Annotated in this window: 17 protein-coding genes; 1 reads left to right on the top strand and 16 read right to left on the bottom strand. The window is 65.8% G+C overall.

The genetic code is table 11. The features are described from left to right. Positions 1–29: 29 nt before the first annotated feature. The 16 genes from trmB to murJ all read right to left on the bottom strand — a co-directional run bounded on the left by trmB (position 30) and on the right by murJ (position 15260). Positions 30–740 (bottom strand): tRNA (guanosine(46)-N7)-methyltransferase TrmB, encoded by a 711-nt coding sequence (gene trmB, locus P6U31_RS00205; protein WP_407186318.1) that lies wholly within the window; start codon positions 738–740, stop codon positions 30–32. After that, a complete protein-coding gene (locus tag P6U31_RS00200; RefSeq protein ID WP_407186317.1) occupies positions 737–1894 on the bottom strand; it encodes a M20 family metallopeptidase in 1158 nt (385 codons plus the stop codon). Before P6U31_RS00200 ends, trmB begins: the two co-directional genes overlap by 4 nt. A gap of 86 nt (positions 1895–1980) precedes the next feature. Next, positions 1981–2394 (bottom strand): helix-turn-helix domain-containing protein, encoded by a 414-nt coding sequence (locus tag P6U31_RS00195; protein WP_018319423.1) that lies wholly within the window; start codon positions 2392–2394, stop codon positions 1981–1983. 226 nt (positions 2395–2620) lie between these two features. Beyond that, positions 2621–4231, bottom strand: coding sequence for an apolipoprotein N-acyltransferase (gene lnt, locus P6U31_RS00190; protein WP_407186316.1), 1611 nt, complete (start codon positions 4229–4231; stop codon positions 2621–2623). Beyond that, positions 4228–5346: a hemolysin family protein gene (locus P6U31_RS00185; protein WP_407186315.1), complete on the bottom strand. Its 1119-nt coding sequence runs from the start codon at positions 5344–5346 to the stop codon at positions 4228–4230. The genes lnt and P6U31_RS00185 overlap by 4 nt, the downstream gene beginning before the upstream one ends. A 1-nt stretch (position 5347) precedes the next feature. Beyond that, positions 5348–5857 (bottom strand): rRNA maturation RNase YbeY, encoded by a 510-nt coding sequence (gene ybeY, locus P6U31_RS00180; protein ID WP_407186314.1) that lies wholly within the window; start codon positions 5855–5857, stop codon positions 5348–5350. Positions 5858–5918: 61 nt separating this feature from the next. Next, positions 5919–6914 (bottom strand): PhoH family protein, encoded by a 996-nt coding sequence (locus P6U31_RS00175; protein ID WP_407186313.1) that lies wholly within the window; start codon positions 6912–6914, stop codon positions 5919–5921. A 64-nt stretch (positions 6915–6978) separates the two neighbouring features. Further along, entirely contained in the window at positions 6979–8373 is a 1395-nt protein-coding gene (miaB, locus tag P6U31_RS00170; RefSeq protein ID WP_407186312.1) for a tRNA (N6-isopentenyl adenosine(37)-C2)-methylthiotransferase MiaB, read from the bottom strand. Positions 8374–8556: 183 nt separating this feature from the next. Then, the gene (locus P6U31_RS00165; protein ID WP_407186311.1) at positions 8557–9237 is read right to left on the bottom strand and encodes an HAD family hydrolase; all 681 of its coding nucleotides are present in this window, start codon (positions 9235–9237) and stop codon (positions 8557–8559) included. Next, the gene (locus P6U31_RS00160; RefSeq protein ID WP_128928614.1) at positions 9238–9693 is read right to left on the bottom strand and encodes a Fur family transcriptional regulator; all 456 of its coding nucleotides are present in this window, start codon (positions 9691–9693) and stop codon (positions 9238–9240) included. It lies immediately after the preceding gene. A 38-nt stretch (positions 9694–9731) separates the two neighbouring features. Next, complete coding sequence (gene rimI, locus P6U31_RS00155) at positions 9732–10217, bottom strand: ribosomal protein S18-alanine N-acetyltransferase (protein WP_407186310.1); 486 nt, start codon at positions 10215–10217, stop codon at positions 9732–9734. Continuing rightward, the gene (gene tsaB, locus P6U31_RS00150) at positions 10214–10909 is read right to left on the bottom strand and encodes a tRNA (adenosine(37)-N6)-threonylcarbamoyltransferase complex dimerization subunit type 1 TsaB (RefSeq protein ID WP_407186309.1); all 696 of its coding nucleotides are present in this window, start codon (positions 10907–10909) and stop codon (positions 10214–10216) included. Before tsaB ends, rimI begins: the two co-directional genes overlap by 4 nt. 201 nt (positions 10910–11110) lie before the next feature. Beyond that, a complete protein-coding gene (locus tag P6U31_RS00145; RefSeq protein ID WP_407186308.1) occupies positions 11111–11680 on the bottom strand; it encodes a NifU family protein in 570 nt (189 codons plus the stop codon). Positions 11681–11972: 292 nt separating this feature from the next. After that, entirely contained in the window at positions 11973–12467 is a 495-nt protein-coding gene (locus tag P6U31_RS00140) for a universal stress protein (protein WP_407186307.1), read from the bottom strand. Positions 12468–12560: 93 nt separating this feature from the next. Further along, positions 12561–13613: a tryptophan--tRNA ligase gene (trpS, locus tag P6U31_RS00135; protein WP_407186306.1), complete on the bottom strand. Its 1053-nt coding sequence runs from the start codon at positions 13611–13613 to the stop codon at positions 12561–12563. 111 nt (positions 13614–13724) lie between these two features. Continuing rightward, complete coding sequence (murJ, locus tag P6U31_RS00130) at positions 13725–15260, bottom strand: murein biosynthesis integral membrane protein MurJ (RefSeq protein WP_407186305.1); 1536 nt, start codon at positions 15258–15260, stop codon at positions 13725–13727. Between the two features lie 124 nt (positions 15261–15384). Between murJ and P6U31_RS00125 the strand changes: the two genes are divergently transcribed. Beyond that, the gene (locus P6U31_RS00125) at positions 15385–16386 is read left to right on the top strand and encodes an adenosine kinase (protein WP_407186304.1); all 1002 of its coding nucleotides are present in this window, start codon (positions 15385–15387) and stop codon (positions 16384–16386) included. The last annotated feature ends 172 nt before the right edge of the window (positions 16387–16558 follow it).

The following is a 16558-nucleotide window of genomic DNA, read 5'->3' as shown; positions in this document are numbered from 1 at the left end:
GATGCGGCGCATTCGCCAGGGAATGCCGACTACGTTCTTCTGAACCGCAAGTAAGCCGCCTTGCGTCCCTCGCGCGCGGCCTTGCGGCCGTAGCGCGTCATGGTGTAGCCGGCCCATGGCTGCCTGAAATCGTCGGCGCGTTCGGCAAGCCAGACGAAATCCGGCGAACGCGCAAGATGCGACAGCGTCCAGGCGCAGTAATCGTCGATGTCGCAGACGAAGCGGAATTCGCCGCCTCCCTTCAGCACACGCGCCATCGCGGCGATCGTCCTGTCCTGGACGAAGCGCCGTTTCCAGTGCCGCCGCTTCGGCCAGGGATCGGGGTGGATCAGGTCGATCCGCGACACCGACGCATTGGGCAGCCAGGCCAGCAGCTCGGCGGCATCGCCGGCGAACAGGCGGATGTTGCCGATGTTGGCGGCCTCGATCTGCGCGAGGATCTTGGCCATGCCGTTGACATAGGGCTCGCAGCCGATGAAGCCGGTCGTGGCGAAGTTCTGTGCCTCCGCCGCAAGATGCTCGCCGCCGCCGAAGCCGATCTCGAGCCGCACGTCCTCGGTTGCGGGACCGAAGATCTCGCGAGCATCCGCCGGCGTCTCGCCGGCGATATCGAGCGCCAGGTGCGGCAGCAGATGATCGATCAGCTCGGCCTGGTGCTGCCTGAGCTTGTGGCCCTTGCGCCGCCCGAAGAAGGCGCGCTCGCTGTCCTCGCGATCGGGGTCTGATTTGCGCTCGCTCATCGCAGCGTCTGATACAGGCGGTGGAGCAGCCGCGCGCGCGGCGCGAGCGAGGAGACATAGAGCTGCTCATAATGGGTGTGGGCGCCCTTGCCATCGACGCCGAGCCCGTCGAGCGTTGCGGTGTGCGAGGCGGTGAAATTGCCGTCCGAGCCGCCGCCGGTGTGGGTGTCGATCAGCTCGAAGCCGATCTCGCTGGCGAGCGTCTTCGCATGCTCGTAGAGCGACGCTCCCGCATTGCTCTTCTCGTAAGGCGGGCGGTTGAGCTCGCCGGTGACGATGACCGTGACGCCGTCGGTCTTCGAGGTCAAAGCGAGAATCTTGCCGACGAACTCGTCGGCATCCCTGAGGCTCATCACGCGCAGATCGACCTCGGCATAGGCCTCCTCCGGCGTGACGTTGGGGCGCGTGCCGCCGCGCACGACACCGACATTGACGGTGACGCCGCGTGCGAGATCGTTCATCCCCTCCAGCGCCAGGATGACGTTGGCGAGTTCGCGAACGGCGCTGCGGCCGTCCTCGGGCCGGGAGCCGGCATGCGCCGGCACGCCCTTGACGAACACCTGGAAGCGTCCGACGCCCTTGCGTCCGGTGACGATCTTGCCGCCGTCGCGCGCCGGCTCCGTCACCAGCACGTATTTGGCCTTGCGTCCCTCCTGCTCGATGAGCGCGCGCGAGGTCGGGCTGCCGATCTCCTCGTCGGAGGTGAACAGGTGCGTGATGCCGAGCGGCGAGCGATCGCCGGTCGCACACAGCGCACCAAACGCGTGATGGGCGATGTAGGCGCCGCCCTTCATGTCGTAGATGCCGGGACCATACGCGACGTCGCCTTCGACCTTGAACGGCAGCCGCTCGATGAAGCCGAGGGGATGAACGGTATCGAGATGGCTCAGCACCAGGATGCCCGGCCGGTCCTGGCCCCAATCGGTGCGCACGATGAGATGATCGCCGCAGCCATCGACGCCGGCGACGCGCTCGAGCGTGACGGGCAAATCGCGGTATTGCTCCGCGACCACGGAGATCAGCTTGTTGACCTGTTCAGGCGCTTCCGTCGGCGTCTCGATCTCCACCCAGCGGCGGATGCCATCGAGAATAGTTTGGGAATCGAACCAATTGGAGCTGGCCATGGACGCATCTGTGCCTTTGAATCGCATCATCGAGGCGGACGCGCATCAGGACGCGGCCACAAATGACGACATAGGCCAGATTTGACGCGGTCTCAAATCGCCATCGAGATGGCAGGTCAGCGCTTGTCGGGACCTTCGCGAGCCGCGATCTGCTCGACCAGATCGACGATCGAGCGGCGCATCTTCGAATCGGTGATTCGCGTGAACGCCTTGGTCAGGGCCAGGCCTTCGGAGGTCGCGAGAAAATCCGAGACGTAAGAGGGCGAAGCGCCTTCGCTGAAGCCATCCGGGCCCGGCACGCCGCTCGGACCGCCCTCGAACAGGAATGACACCGGCACCTGCAGAATCTCGGCGATTTGCTGGATACGGCTTGCACCGACCCGGTTGGTGCCCTTCTCGTATTTCTGGATCTGCTGGAAAGTCAGGCCCAAAGCTTCACCGAGCTTTTCCTGGCTCATGCCCAACATGATGCGGCGCATGCGCACGCGACTGCCGACATATTTGTCAACAGGGTTGGGCGCTTTCGACATTTCCTCAGCCCTCCAAACACCACCCTCAGCGCAATCAACTGGAGTGCCTCAGGTGCAATCAACGTCAAATCAAACCCTGTTATTGGGAAACATTGCGGAGAAATTTAGCAACGCACCACTGTCTTTTGCAGCCGGTGCAGAATGGGGAGCCCGCGTGCAGTCTGTCAACCGTGGGACTACGGTTGTCAAAAGTTTCCGGCTACCTCCGCGGCGACGGCGCGATCAGCTATGCGCGCTTGGCGACGCGTCGGCGGACAGCCAGAATCACGGCCAGCGCGACAAGCATGGCCGCAGGCGCATCGCCCACCCGCGCATAGACCGTCGGCGGGATGGCGGCGGGCAGATTCGCATCCAAAATGCCTTCGATTCCCAAACCGAGGCTGGCGACGGTGCGGCCCAGCGGATCGATCACCGCGGAGACGCCGGTATTGGCAGAGCGGACCAGCGGCAATCCGAGTTCGATCGCGCGCATGCGCGACTGCTCCAGATGCTGATAGGGGCCGGTCGAGATGCCGAACCAACCGTCATTGGTGAGGTTGACGATCCAGCCCGGACGTTCGTTGCGTCCGGCCACTTCACCGGGAAAGATGGCTTCGTAACAGATCAGCGGTAGCGCGGGCGGCGCGCCCGGGACTTGCAGCGCATGCCGCACCGTGCCGGGAATGAAGCCGCCGCGCACACGCGTCAGTTGCTCGAAGCCGAGCGTCTCCATCAATGACTGGTAGGGCAGAAATTCGCCGAACGGCACCAGATGCAGCTTGTCGTAGACTGCAAGCACGCCGCCATCATGGTCGATGACGTAGATCGAATTATAGGCGCGCGTGATCGGCGTGCCCGGCGGCAGGTCGGGGGCGCGGACCGAACCCGTGATCAGCACGGTGCCCTTCGGCAGAAGCTCGGCGATTTGCGCCATCGCGTCGGCTTCTCGGGTCAGGAAGAACGGAAAGGCTGATTCCGGCCAGATCAGGATGGTGGCATCGCGCACGCCGGTCGATTGCGGGCCCGAGGCGCGGTCCGACAGCGCCAGATATTTCTTCATCACCTCCGGCTTGGCGGCATAGTTGAATTTCGCATCCTGCTGCAGGTTCGGCTGCATCAGGCGCAGCTTGGCGCCTGCGACCATCGTGGTCGGATGCAGCGAAAGGCGGATCGCGCCGAAGATGCTCATGACAAGCAACAGCGCGATTGCCGCCGCCGGCGCGCGCCACGGCAGGCGCCGATCGGGCGTGCGGTCGATCAGCGTCGCGGGGCTGGCGAAGATCGCAACCGTCAGGAAGGTCATGCCCCACAGGCCGATCAGCGACGCCGTCTGCGCCAGCGGCAGCGGCTCGGACAGCGCATAGCCGAACGCATTCCAGGGAAAGCCGGTCAGTGCGTGGCCGCGCAGCCATTCGCCGACGGTGAGGCTCGCAGCGAGCGCGAGCACGCGCGTGGCGTTCTTGGTCCAGAGCAGGCGCGCCAGTGCAAAGCCGATGGCCGTGAAGATGGACAGATAGGCCGGCAGGCCGAGCACGGCGAACGGCGTCAGCCAGGCGAACACGTCGGCATCGACGAAGAAGGCATAGCCGATCCAGTAGAGGCCGGGCACGAAATAGCCGAGCCCGAACCAGTAGCCGGTCAGTGCGGCAGCGGGGACGCCGCCATAGCGGCCGGCGCCGGCCCCGTCGATCAGCCACACCAGCACCGGGAAGGTAATGAACAGCACCGGGAAGAGGTTGAACGGCGCCAGTGCCAGCACCGACAGCGCCCCGCACGCCATGGCGATGACCGCGCGCTTCCATCCCCAGGCGAGGATGATGGCAAGCGCAATTTGCCGAAGGCGCTGGAACGGACTCACTGCTGGCCGGTCCCGTCGCTCGGCGGCGGGCTGGGCGTGTCGCCGGCTGGCGGCTGGCCGCCATCCGGGGCGGCCTCGCGCCGCCGGCTCTCGCGCTGGGTGCGCGGCGCCGGGCGCTCCTTGCGCGTCGAGATGCGCAGCCGCTTGACGCGGCGCGGATCGGCGTCGAGCACCTCGATCTCGTAGGTGCCGGGGCCCGAGATCACCTCGCCGCGCACCGGCAGGCGGCCGACGAAGCTGACGAGATAGCCGCCCAACGTCTCAACCTCCTCGCCGGCTTCGCCGGTGACGAAATCCTCGCCGATCACTGAGCGAACGTCGTCGAGGCTGGCGCGGGCGTCGGCGATGAAGGCGTTGTCGGGCAGGCGCACGATCGAAGGCGGCTCGTCGCTATCGTGCTCGTCGTCGATCTCGCCGACGATCTGCTCGACGATGTCCTCGAGCGAGACCAGCCCGTCGCTGCCGCCATATTCGTCGACCACCAGCGCGAGGTGAATGCGTGTGGCCTGCATCTGCGCGAGCAGGTCGATCGCCCGCATCGACGGCGGCACGTACAGCAGCTTGCGGATGATGCGCGCTTCCTCGAGCGGCAGCGCGAGATCGACGGCGCGCAGATCGAGTCCGGCCGGCAGCGGCTTCTTGCGCTTGGTCTTGGTGGCTTCCGACACGCGGGCCCGCGCGGTCATGAAGGCGAGCAAGTCGCGGATGTGGACGATGCCGACGGGATCGTCGAGCGTCTCGTTGTAGACCACGAGGCGCGAATGGCCGGCGCTCTCGAAGCGGTCCATCAATTCGCCGAGCGGGATGTCGCGCTTCACCGCGACGACGTCGGCGCGGTGCACCATGACGTCGGCGATGCGGCGCTCGTGCAGGCCGAGGATGTTGCGCAGCATGGTGCGCTCGACCGCCGAGAAGCCGGTGTCGTCGGGCGTGGTTGCATCGAGCACGACCTGGAGGTCGTCGCGCACCGATCCCGCCTTCCAGCCGAACAACGTGCGGATCGCGCGCAACAGCCAGCCATCGGCCGTCGGGCGCATCACCTCGCCCTGCGTCACCACGGCGGGCAGATTGGCCGTGGTGCGCGGATTGTCGTGGATCGGGTCGGAATCGGGCATCTCAGTGCGTTCCCGCGCGATCTGCATAGGGATCGGGGATGCCAAGGTGAGCCAGGATCTGCGTCTCCAGCGCTTCCATCTCCTCGGCGTCGCCGTCATTCTCGTGATCGTAGCCGATCAGGTGCAGGAAGCCATGCACCGCGAGATGGCTCAAATGGTGGTCGAACGGCTTTTGTTCCTCGTCCGCCTCGCGCCGCATGGTCTCGTAGGCGATCGCTATGTCGCCGAGCATGCGCGGCGCATCGCCGGGCTTCCATTCGCCTTCAGGCTGGAGCGCGGGAAACGACAGCACGTTGGTCGGTTTGTCGATGCCGCGCCAGTTGCTGTTGAGCGTGCGGATGCCGGCATCATCGGTCAGCATCACGGCCACTTCAGCGTCGGCGACGTCTTCGTCGACGCTCTCGGCGGCCGCGGCAACGGCACGCAGGATCACGGCTTCGGAATCAGGCTCGTGCTGCCAGCAATCGGCGACGACGAGAACCTCGGTCATGGGAAGGTTGGTTTGGGACATTGTGCTGTCTGGGACGAAAGGGCGCCGTGTCGGCGCCCTCAGGGGACCCGCTGTTGCCTCGTCAGGATTGGCCGGTGGCCGGCCGCTGCGGCGAACCTTCGTAGGCGGCGACGATCCGCGCCACGAGTTCGTGGCGGATCACGTCCTCGGCCTTGAAATGGACTTGGGCAATGCCCTCGACGCCGTTCAGCAGCCGGGTCGCTTCGGCCAGGCCCGAGGTCTGGCCGTTCGGCAGGTCGATCTGCGAGGGATCGCCGGTCACGATCATGCGGCTGTTCTCGCCGAGACGGGTCAGGAACATCTTCATCTGCATCGAGGTGGTGTTCTGCGCCTCGTCCAGGATGATGGCGGCGTTGGTGAGCGTGCGGCCGCGCATGAAGGCGAGCGGCGCGATCTCGATCTCGCCGGTCTGCAGCGCGCGCTCGACGATGCGCGCATCCATGAGGTCATAGAGCGCATCGTAGATCGGGCGAAGATAGGGATCGACCTTCTCGCGGAGATCGCCGGGCAGGAAGCCGAGCCGCTCGCCGGCTTCCACCGCCGGACGCGACAGGATGATGCGATCGACCTCCTTGCGCTCGAACAGCTGCGCGGCGTGGGCGACGGCGAGCCAGGTCTTGCCAGTGCCGGCCGGACCGATGCCGAACACCAGCTCGTGGCGCTTCAGCGCGCGAATGTAGGAATCCTGTGCGGCGGTGCGCGCACGCACCGGGCGCTTGCGTAAGTTGATGCTGTCGAAAGCCGATTTGGCCGATTTGGCGTCGAACTCGAACAGCGAGCCCTGGGCGATCACGGCACGGATCGCGCCTTCGACCTCGCCCTGGTCGAGATCCTGTCCCTTCGCGGCTTGCGCGTAGAGCATCTCCAGCACGCGGCGTGCGGCATCGCAGCCGTCGCGCGTGCCGCCGATGGTGATGTGGTTGCCCTTGGAATCGACGACGACGCCGAGCCGCCGCTCGATCTGCGCCAGGTGCTGGCCGTAGGGGCCGACCAGCGCGGATGCGGCACGGTTGTCGTCGAAGTCGATGACGACCTGGGTCTCGGGCGGAACTTGCATGTCGCGGTCAAATTTGCGGCTGGGAGCGAACGAAGACGAATCCGATGCGCTTTTTGGCAAGGGTTCAGGCTCCAGTGGCTTGCGATAAAGCGGGCTCGCGCGCGCTATGCGGCGTGGCGAGCTCGCCGAGAAAGCTGTAGCGCTGGAGGCTGTCGATCCGCACCGGCAGAATCTGTCCGATGATGTCGGCGGAGGCCATCACATGCGCAGGCTGGAGGAAGGCGGTGCGGCCGACGATCTGGCCGTCCTTGCGGGCGGTGCGTTCGAACAGCACGTCGACCGTTGAGCCAATCGCGGCCTTGTTGAAGGCCGATTGCTGGCTGTCGATCAGTTCCTGGAGCCGCTCCAATCGCTGGTCCATCTCGGCGGGGGACACCGTCTCCTGCATGTCCGCGGCCGGCGTTCCCGGCCGGGCGGAGTATTTGAACGAATAAGCCGCAGCGTAGCCGATTTGCGTGACAAGCGCGAGGGTGGCGAGAAAATCTTGCTCGCTCTCGCCGGGGAAGCCGACGATAAAATCTGATGAAAAAGCAATGTCTTGGCGTGCGGTACGAAAACGGTCGATGACCCGCCGGTAATCATCGGCGGTATGTTTCCGGTTCATGGCCGCCAGAATACGGTCCGAGCCCGACTGCACCGGCAGGTGCACGAACGGCATCAGGGCACCGAGATCGCGATGAGCCGCGATCAGGCTGTCGTCGACGTCGCGCGGATGGCTGGTCGAATAGCGTAGCCGCGCGATGCCGGGAATCGTCGCCAGATGTTCGAGCAGACGTCCGAGCGGCCAGATTTTTCCGTCGGGTCCCTCGCCATGATAGGCGTTGACGTTCTGCCCGATCAGCGTGAGCTCGCGCACGCCGTTGTCGGCAAGGCGCTTCACGTCGTCGACGATCTTTGCAACGGGCCGCGACACTTCCGAGCCGCGCGTATAGGGCACGACGCAGAAGGTGCAGAACTTGTCGCAGCCCTCCTGCACCGTGACGAAAGCGGAAATGCCGCGTGCGCGGATCGCATCGGGCCTGGGCTGGGCGAGGAAGCCGAACTTGTCCTGAGCGGGAAACTCGGTCTCGATTGCGCGGCCTTGGTCGTCGGCGCGCTTCAACAGCTCCGGCAGATGATGATAGCTCTGCGGTCCAACCACGACGTCGACGACCGGCGCGCGGCGCACGATCTCCTCGCCTTCGGCCTGCGCCACGCAGCCTGCGACCGCGATTTTCATCGTGCGGCCCCCGCGTGCCGCCTCGTCCTTGGCGACGCGCAGGCGCCCGAGCTCGGAATAGACTTTTTCGGAGGCCTTCTCGCGGATATGGCAGGTGTTGAGAATGACGAGGTCGGCCTCCTCGGCACTCGCGGTCTCCACGAATCCTTCCGGAGCCAGCGTGTCCACCATGCGCTGGGCATCGTAGACGTTCATCTGGCAGCCATATGATTTGATGTGCAGCTTGCGCGGCGGCGTCATGGAACCCGAAATGGCGGTGAAGGACGGCCTTCAAATATAGGCTGGAGGGTCGAAAATCCAGCGAATGAGGGCCATTGGCGCCGTCATTCCGGCGCGCGCGCAGCACGAACCCGGAATCTCGCGCCAAAATCTCCGGATTCCCTGTTCACGCGCGTCGCGCGTGCCCTCGAATGACATTAATGATCAGTCCGCCAAGGCCTTCGCCTCCACCCGCCGGACCAGTTCCGGCAGCTGATGCATGTCGGCAAAGGTCAAGTCGGCGCCGGTCTGGCGCAGGATTTCGGCATAGCCGTCGCCGCAATGGCTGCCCCCGTAAAAGCCGAATACGGTCATGCCGGCGGCGCGGGCACCGGTAATGCCGGCCAGGCTATCCTCGATCACGACGCAGCGCTCAGGCGGCACGCCCATTTCGCTGGCCGCGAACAAGAACAGGTCCGGCGCCGGCTTGCCGTTCTTCACTTGCGAGGCCGAGAAGATATTCGGCGCCAGGCGCTCGTAGAGCCCGGTGCTCCCGAGGCTCACGCGCATGCGCTGATGCGAGCCGCTGGAGGCGACGCAGACGCGTTGCGTGACGACATCGAGCACATCATGGATGCCGCGGATCGCTTCGAGGTCGGCCTCGAACGAACGAAATAGCTCGTCCTGAAGATCGCCGTGATAGGCCTCCGGCAGCTTGCGGCCGAGCTCGGTCTCGATCTCCAGATTGGCCTGCCGCGTCGAGCGGCCGAGAAAGCGCTCGAACACCTGGTCCGGCGTGATCGGATAGCCGTGCTTGGTCAGCACATCCGCGTGCGCACGACAGGAGATCACCTCGCTGTCCACGAGCACGCCGTCGCAATCGAAGATGATGAGGTCGATGTGCACTTAGTTGGTGGGCTTGTCGTCGTCGAGCGGGACGCAATAGAGCTCGAGGCGGTGATCGACCAGCTTGTAGCCGAGCTTGCGGGCGATCTCCGCCTGCAGCTTCTCGATCTCCTCGGAGGTGAACTCGATCACCTTGCCGTCGCGCAGATTGATGAGGTGGTCGTGATGGCTGTCGCGCATCGTCTCGTAGCGCGCGCGGCCTTCGCGGAAATCATGCCGTTCGATGATGCCGGCATCCTCGAACAGCTTCACGGTGCGATATACGGTCGAGATCGAGATCTTGTCGTCGACGGCGACGCAGCGCCGGTACAATTCCTCGACATCGGGGTGATCGATCGCCTCCGCCAGCACGCGGGCGATGACGCGGCGCTGCTCGGTCATGCGCATGCCGGTGGCGGCACAGCGCGCCTCGATACCAGAGGCCTTGGATGCGGCGGAAGCTTTAAGTCCAGTCATGTGTTGTCTGCCTGACGGGGCGTCTTCTGCCATCAATATTACGACAAGTCACGTCGCATCAGAAGGGCGTTCAATTGTTCCCCGTTCGGCTGCTTATAGTAGCGTTCGCGGCGCCCGACCACCACGAATCCGCACCGGTCATAGAGCCGCCGCGCCGGCTGGTTGTTTTCCTCGACTTCGAGAAATATTGTGCGCACGCCGCGCCCTGCGAGGTGACTGAGATGGGTCATCAGCAGCGTGCGGGAGAGGCCGCGGCCGCGATAGGCCTCGTCCACCGCGATCGAGAGGATTTCCGCCTCGTCCGCGCCGATCCGCGACACCGCAAAGCCGATTGTCCTGCGGCCGAGGCGCAAGCGATGCACCAGCGTGTTGCGCTCGCCGATCATGCTCTCGAATTCGCCTTCACCCCAGCCATGCGCGAAGGAGGCGCCATGCAGCTGCGCCAGCCGCAGGGCGTCGCGCGCGGAGGCGGGCTCGACGGCGGCCGTGCCGCCGCGCCACCATTCCGACAGCCAATTCATCATGAGATCGCGGCTTGCGCTGCAAACGGCGGCTGTGCCGCCGGCTTGGCGTCCGGCGCCTTCAGGTAGAACGGCCGCGCCGGATTTGTCGCGGGATCGGCGGCCGCGCCGAGCCATGCGACCCAGCCGATGTCGGGCGCGGGCTGCGCGTCGACCGCGACCGGCTGCTCGCCATCTTTCGGCCAGCGCGCGGCGAGGATGTCTGCGGCATTGCCGATCAGATGCGGCGGACCGAATTGCGAGGCCGCGATGGCTTCGTCGATGGGAGCGACGCGCGGCCGCACCAGCTGGCTGCCGTCGCCGGCGACGATCTGGAAATAGACGTGGTCGTGACGGGCGTCGATTGCGGACATCACGGGCGACGATTTGCTCTGGCCGACGATGCTGGCGGCATAGGCCGACAAAGTGGTGAGGCCGACGGCGGGCTTGTCGGCGGCAAGCGCAAGGCCGCGCGCCGCCGAAATGCCGACGCGCAGGCCGGTGAAACTCCCGGGGCCGACGGTGACGCCGATGCGGTCGAGTGCGGTAAAGGCGAGGTTGGCCGAGTGCATCACGCGCGCGATCATCGGCATCAGCGCCTCGGCGTGGCCGCGCTTCATGAGAAGCTGCTCCTGTGCAAGGAGCTCGACCGCTTCGGTGTCGAGCACGGCGACGGAGCAGGCGTCGAGCGCAGTATCGATGGCAAGGATCAGCATGGAGAAGCAAATGGCGAGTGTCGAATGGAGAGCAGTCTAGCGAACGGAGCGCCTCTCCGCCATTCATCACGCACGATTTGCACGCCCCCGATATGCCACCCTATGACAACCGTCATTCCGGGGCGGCCCGTAGGACCGAACCCGGATCTCGAGATTCCGGGTCTGGTGCTGACGCACCATCCCGGAATGACGACTTCGTCGTCACATCGGCCGGACTTCGACCACGTCCGGCACGAAATGCTTGAGCAGATTCTGGATACCGTGCTGCAGCGTCGCGGTCGACGAGGGGCAGCCGGAGCAGGCGCCCTTCATGTTGAGATAGACGATGCCGTCCTTGAAGCCGCGGAAGGTGATGTCGCCGCCGTCATTGGCGACTGCCGGCCGCACGCGGGTCTCGATCAGGTCCTTGATCATGTCGACCGTTTCGGCGTCGGCCTCGTCGAAGAACTCGTCCTCGTCGTCGAGATCGTCATCGGCCTGAGCCTCGCCGCCGGCGAGCAGAGGCGCGCCGGACATGTAGTGCTCCATGATGGCACCGAGGATCGCGGGCTTGAGCTGCTGCCATTCACCGCTCGCCTTGGTCACGGTGATGAAGTCCGATCCGTAGAACACGCCGGTGACGCCGGGCACCTCGAACAGCTTTTCAGCGAGCGGCGAGCGCGCGGCCGCTTCGCGGCTCGAAAATTCCATCGGGCTGCCGTCGACCACGACGCGGCCGGGAATGAACTTCAGCGTGGCGGGATTGGGGGTGGCTTCGGTTTGAATGAACATGGTTTTCTCCAGACGTCGCCGGTTCAAGGCCGGCGCGTGCTCCAATCCCTAGCAGATGGCGACGGCGAACGCACGGTCAAGGGGAGGCGGGATATTAGTTCATAAGAATCAGAGGGTTGAGCTTCGCCTACCCGCCCTGGAGGGGGAGGGTCGATCGCGCGAAGCGCGAGCGGAGTGGGGTGATCTCTCCCCACGGGCAGCGTCCGATGCGGAGAGACCGTCACCCCACCCCGTCTCATGTTCTCGCTTCGCTCAACATGAGCCGCCCCCCTCCAGGGGAGGGTAAGAGCGGCTACGACAGCGAATCCACGCTCTGGTCGCTCAGCGCGCCCGAGATGATCGTCACGGGGATCGGGAAGGTTCCGACCGCGTGGGCGAGCAGGACAACCAGCGGCCCCGGCCCTTCCGCGCCGGGATTGGCCGCGAGCACCAGCATGGCGATGTCGGGGTCCGCGTCGATCACGGCGAGCAACTGCTCCATCGGCTCGCCCTCGCGGATCACCCGCTCCGGCGTGATCGCGGCGATGCCGTTGGCGCGGCCGGCGGCGCGGTCGAGCGCGGCTTCCGCCGCTTCCTGCGCCTCGGCGCGCATGATGTCGGCGACCCCCAGCCATTCCTGGCTCTGCCGCTCAGGCTCGATGATGCGCAGCATCACCACGCCGCCGCCGGCGCGGATCGCCCAGCGGCTGGCATAGTAGACCGCGCGGTCCCATTCGGCGGTGTCATCGACGATGACGAGGCATTTGGGCTTGTGACCCGGCTCGTAGCAAAGTCGCTTGCTAGTCATGCATGTCCCGGATTGTGCACGACCGGCATGCTGCCACACTCCCGCAAAATTGGGGAGAGGAGAAGCGGTCGGCGCTCGGGGCGCCGACCGTCTTCAGCGCCGGCGAATGAAGCCGACGATGTCCTTGGACAGCTTCATCGTCTCCTCGGCGAGGGCGCGGGCCCGGTCGGAGCCGTCGATCAGGATCGCGTCGATATGGCCGGGATCGGCGACGAGGCGCTTCATCTCGCCCGCGATCGGCGCGAGCTTGGTGACGCACAGCTCCGCCAGCGCGTTCTTGAAGCTGGAGAACTGGCCGCCTCCGAACTCACGCAGCACGTTCGCCTTGGAGCGGCCGGAGAGCGCGGCGAAGATGCCGACGAGATTGTCGGCCTCGGGACGCGCTTCGAGGCCCTTTTCCTCGGTCGGCAGCGGCTCCGGATCGGTCTTCGCCTTGCGGATCTTCTGCGCGATGGTGTCGGCGTCGTCGGTGAGGTTGATGCGCGAATTGTCGGAGGCGTCCGACTTCGACATCTTCTTGGTGCCGTCGCGCAAGCTCATCACGCGCGTCGCCGGGCCGGTGATCAGGGGCTCCGGCAGCGGGAAGAACAGCCCGTCATTGTTGCCTTGGGCACGGATGGACTCGCCGAAGTCGTTGTTGAACTTCTGCGCGATGTCACGCGAGAGCTCGAGATGCTGCTTCTGGTCCTCGCCGACCGGAACGTGGGTGGCCCGGTACAGCAGAATGTCGGCGGCCATCAGCACGGGATAGTCGAATAGGCCGACGGAGGCATTCTCGCGGTCCTTGCCGGCCTTTTCCTTGAACTGGGTCATGCGGCCGAGCCAGCCCATGCGCGCGACGCAGTTGAAGATCCAGGCGAGCTCGGCATGGCCGGAGACCTGGCTCTGGTTGAACACGATGTGCTTCTTGGGGTCGATGCCGGCGGCGATGAACGCAGCGGTGACCTCGCGCGTATTGCGCGTGAGCTCGGCCGGACCGCCCCAGACGTCGACACCCTGCGTGATCGCGTGCATGTCGACGACGCAATAGATGCAGTTGTGGGTTTCCTGCATCTTCACGAAGTTGACGATGGCGCCGAGATAATTGCCGAGGTGCAGATTGCCCGTCGGCTGGACGCCCGAAAAGACCCGTTCAACGAATGGCATGGCAAGCTTTCCTAAGGGGTAGCCGGCGTCGTTTCCAACAGCAGCGCTGCCCCGTCAAGGGTAATTCCACCTCTCCCGATGGGAGGGGTGAAGAGCCTCCGCGCGAGCGCGCTAACGTGCGGGCCGTTTCAATGCGTTAACCGCCTCACGCCAGGAGGCGACACCGAGGATTTGCAGCAGCAGACCGTAGACGGCGATGCCGGCGCCGATCTGCAGCCCCAGCACGATGAAGCGGATCAGCCCAGGGCTCCCGACCGGCACCAGGCCCGTGGTCAGCCAGAGCAGCGCGCCCATGGCAATTGCAGCCAGCACGATCCGCGGCAATCGCGTGCGGGCGCCGGCATCGATCGAGAAGCCGAACGCGGCCGCGCCCTTTCGGAGCAGCGAGAGCGCGCTGCTCCAGGCGCCGGCCGCGATGCTCGCCGCGATCCCGCTCGCGCCGAAAAAATGGCCGAGTAGGACCGCAAGCACGATGGCGACCGCAAAACCCTTGGCGGTGGCGCGAAGCGGCGTCATCGTGTCGCTCCGCGCATAGAAGGCCGGCGACAGGGCCTTGATCAGCACGTGGGCGGGCAGGCCCAGCGCCAGCCACATCAGCGCGTGCGCCGTGGCCACGCTGTCATCGGCGCCGAACGCGCCGTGCTCGAACAGCAGGCGCACGATCGGCTCGGCCAGCACCATCAAGCCGAGCGTGGCCGGCAGCGCCAGCCCGGCCGCCAGCTCCAGCGCGCGCGATTCGGCATGCGCCACTGCCTCGCGGTCGGAGCTGGCGACGGCGCGGGTCAGCTCCGGCACCAGCACGGTGCCCATGGCGACGCCGACGATGCCGAGCGGCAGCTCGATCAGCCGATTGGCGAAATAGAGCCAGGACACAGCGGACGGCGTCGCCGATGCGATGACCGCGCCGGCTACCATCAGCCATTGCGGCCCGGAGCTTGCGATCATGCCGGGAATCGCCCTGGCGAAGAAGCCGCGCATCTCCTTGTCGAAGCTGATGCGCAGCGGCGTCGCGAGGCGCGCACTTCGCTGCGAGAGCAGCATCACGAGCTGTAGCAGCCCGGCGATGCCGACGGTGGCCGCCAGCAGCCAGGCGGCGAAGGCCGCATCTGCATGAACGACGAGCAGCGCCGCGATCGCGGCGATCAGCGCGATGTTGAACAGCAGCGGCGAGAAGGCGGTGAGAGCGAAGCGTCCTTGCGCGTTCAGCAGGCCCATCAGCACCGTGACCGGTCCGGCGAAGGCGAGGTAAGGCAGCATCAACCGCGCGTTCTGAACCGCAAGATCGAGCGTGCCGCTGCCGAGGAATCCCGGCGCGACGACCGCGATGATCAACGGCATCGACAGCGCGATCAGGAGCGAGATCGCGATCAGCGCCGCGCTGACGGTTCCGAGCACGCGTCCGGCGAATGCCGCCGCGACCTGCTCGCCGGCGCGGTCCCGGCTGTGCAGCCAGGCCGGGATCAGCGCCGCATTGAGCGCGCCCTCGCTGAGCAGGCGGCGCACCACGTTGACGAGTTGGAAGGCCGCCAGAAAAGCGTCCGCCACGGCGCCGGTGCCGAGCAGCGCCGCGATCAGGGAATCGCGGGCAAAGCCCAACAGGCGCGAGGCCAATGTTCCCGTCGAGACGGTCAGGAAGGAGCGGATCATCGGCGCTTATAATACCGTTGCTTGCTCGTGCGGGCCCGGTCGTGATAGGCCGCGAGCCGGATTTCAGGCCGACAGGAAGCGGATTCTCGCAGGGTCCGCAATCCGCCAGACAGGATCAAGGTGAATGGCTGACGTGAAATATGACGTTCTCGGCATCGGCAACGCGCTGTTCGACGTGCTGGTCAGGACCGACGAGGCCTTTTTGGCCAAGCACGGCATGACCAAGGGCAGCATGTCCCTGATCGACGAGGCCCGGGCGGCGGCCATTTACAAGGACATGGGGCCGGCCACCGAAGTTTCGGGCGGCTCGGCGGCCAACACCATCGTCGGCATCGGCAGCCTGGGCGCGCGTGCCGCCTATGTCGGCAAGGTCAAGGACGACCAGATCGGCAAGCTCTACGTCCACGACATCCGGGCCTCCGGCGTCGCCTTCAACACGCCCGCCGCGAAGGACGGTCCCGCCACCGGGTGCTCCTACATCCTGGTCACCGACGACGGCGAGCGCACCATGAACACCTATCTCGGCGCGGCGCAGGATCTGTCGCCCGCCGATATCGACCCGGCCGAGATCGCGAGCGCCGGCATCGTCTATCTCGAAGGCTATCTCTGGGACCCCAAGAACGCCAAGGACGCCTTCGTCAAGGCGGCCAAGATCGCCCATGACGCCAAGCGCAAGGTGGCGCTGACGCTGTCGGATTCGTTCTGCGTCGATCGCTATCGCGACGAGTTTCTGTCCTTGATGCGCAGCGGCACCGTCGACATCGTGTTCGCCAACGAGTCCGAGCTGCATTCGCTGTACATGACCTCGGACTTCGACACCGCGCTGAAGCAGCTGCGCAACGACGCCAATCTCGGCGTGGTCACCCGCAGCGAGAAGGGCTGCATGGTGGTGTCGGTGGAAGATGCCGTTGCTGCCCCGGCATTCCCGGTCGACAAGGTGGTCGACACCACCGGTGCCGGCGACCTCTTCGCCGCAGGCTTCCTGTATGGTCTGGCGCGCAATCTTGCGTACAAGCAGTGCGGCGAGCTCGGTGCACTCGCCGCCGCCGAAGTGATCCAGCACATCGGCGCGCGGCCGCTGGTGTCGCTGAAGGAGCTGGCCGGCCAGCGCGGGCTGACCGGGTAGGGCGAGGCTCTATCCCCGTCATTGCGAGCCAACGGGTCCTCGCGAAGCGCGGCCCGACGACAGGCTCCGCAAAGCAATCCAGAATCCCTCCGCGGAGACAGACTGGATTGCTTCGCTGCGCTCGCAATGACGATGTTGATGCAGGTGCGCGTCTCACTCACGGTCGTCATGC

This window comes from Bradyrhizobium centrosematis (genome assembly GCF_045571495.1).
In the GTDB taxonomy this organism is placed as follows: Bacteria; Pseudomonadota; Alphaproteobacteria; order Rhizobiales; family Xanthobacteraceae; genus Bradyrhizobium; species Bradyrhizobium centrosematis.
The sequence above is the reverse complement of the archived record's forward strand: the minus strand, read 5'-3'. Positions and strand labels throughout refer to the sequence as shown.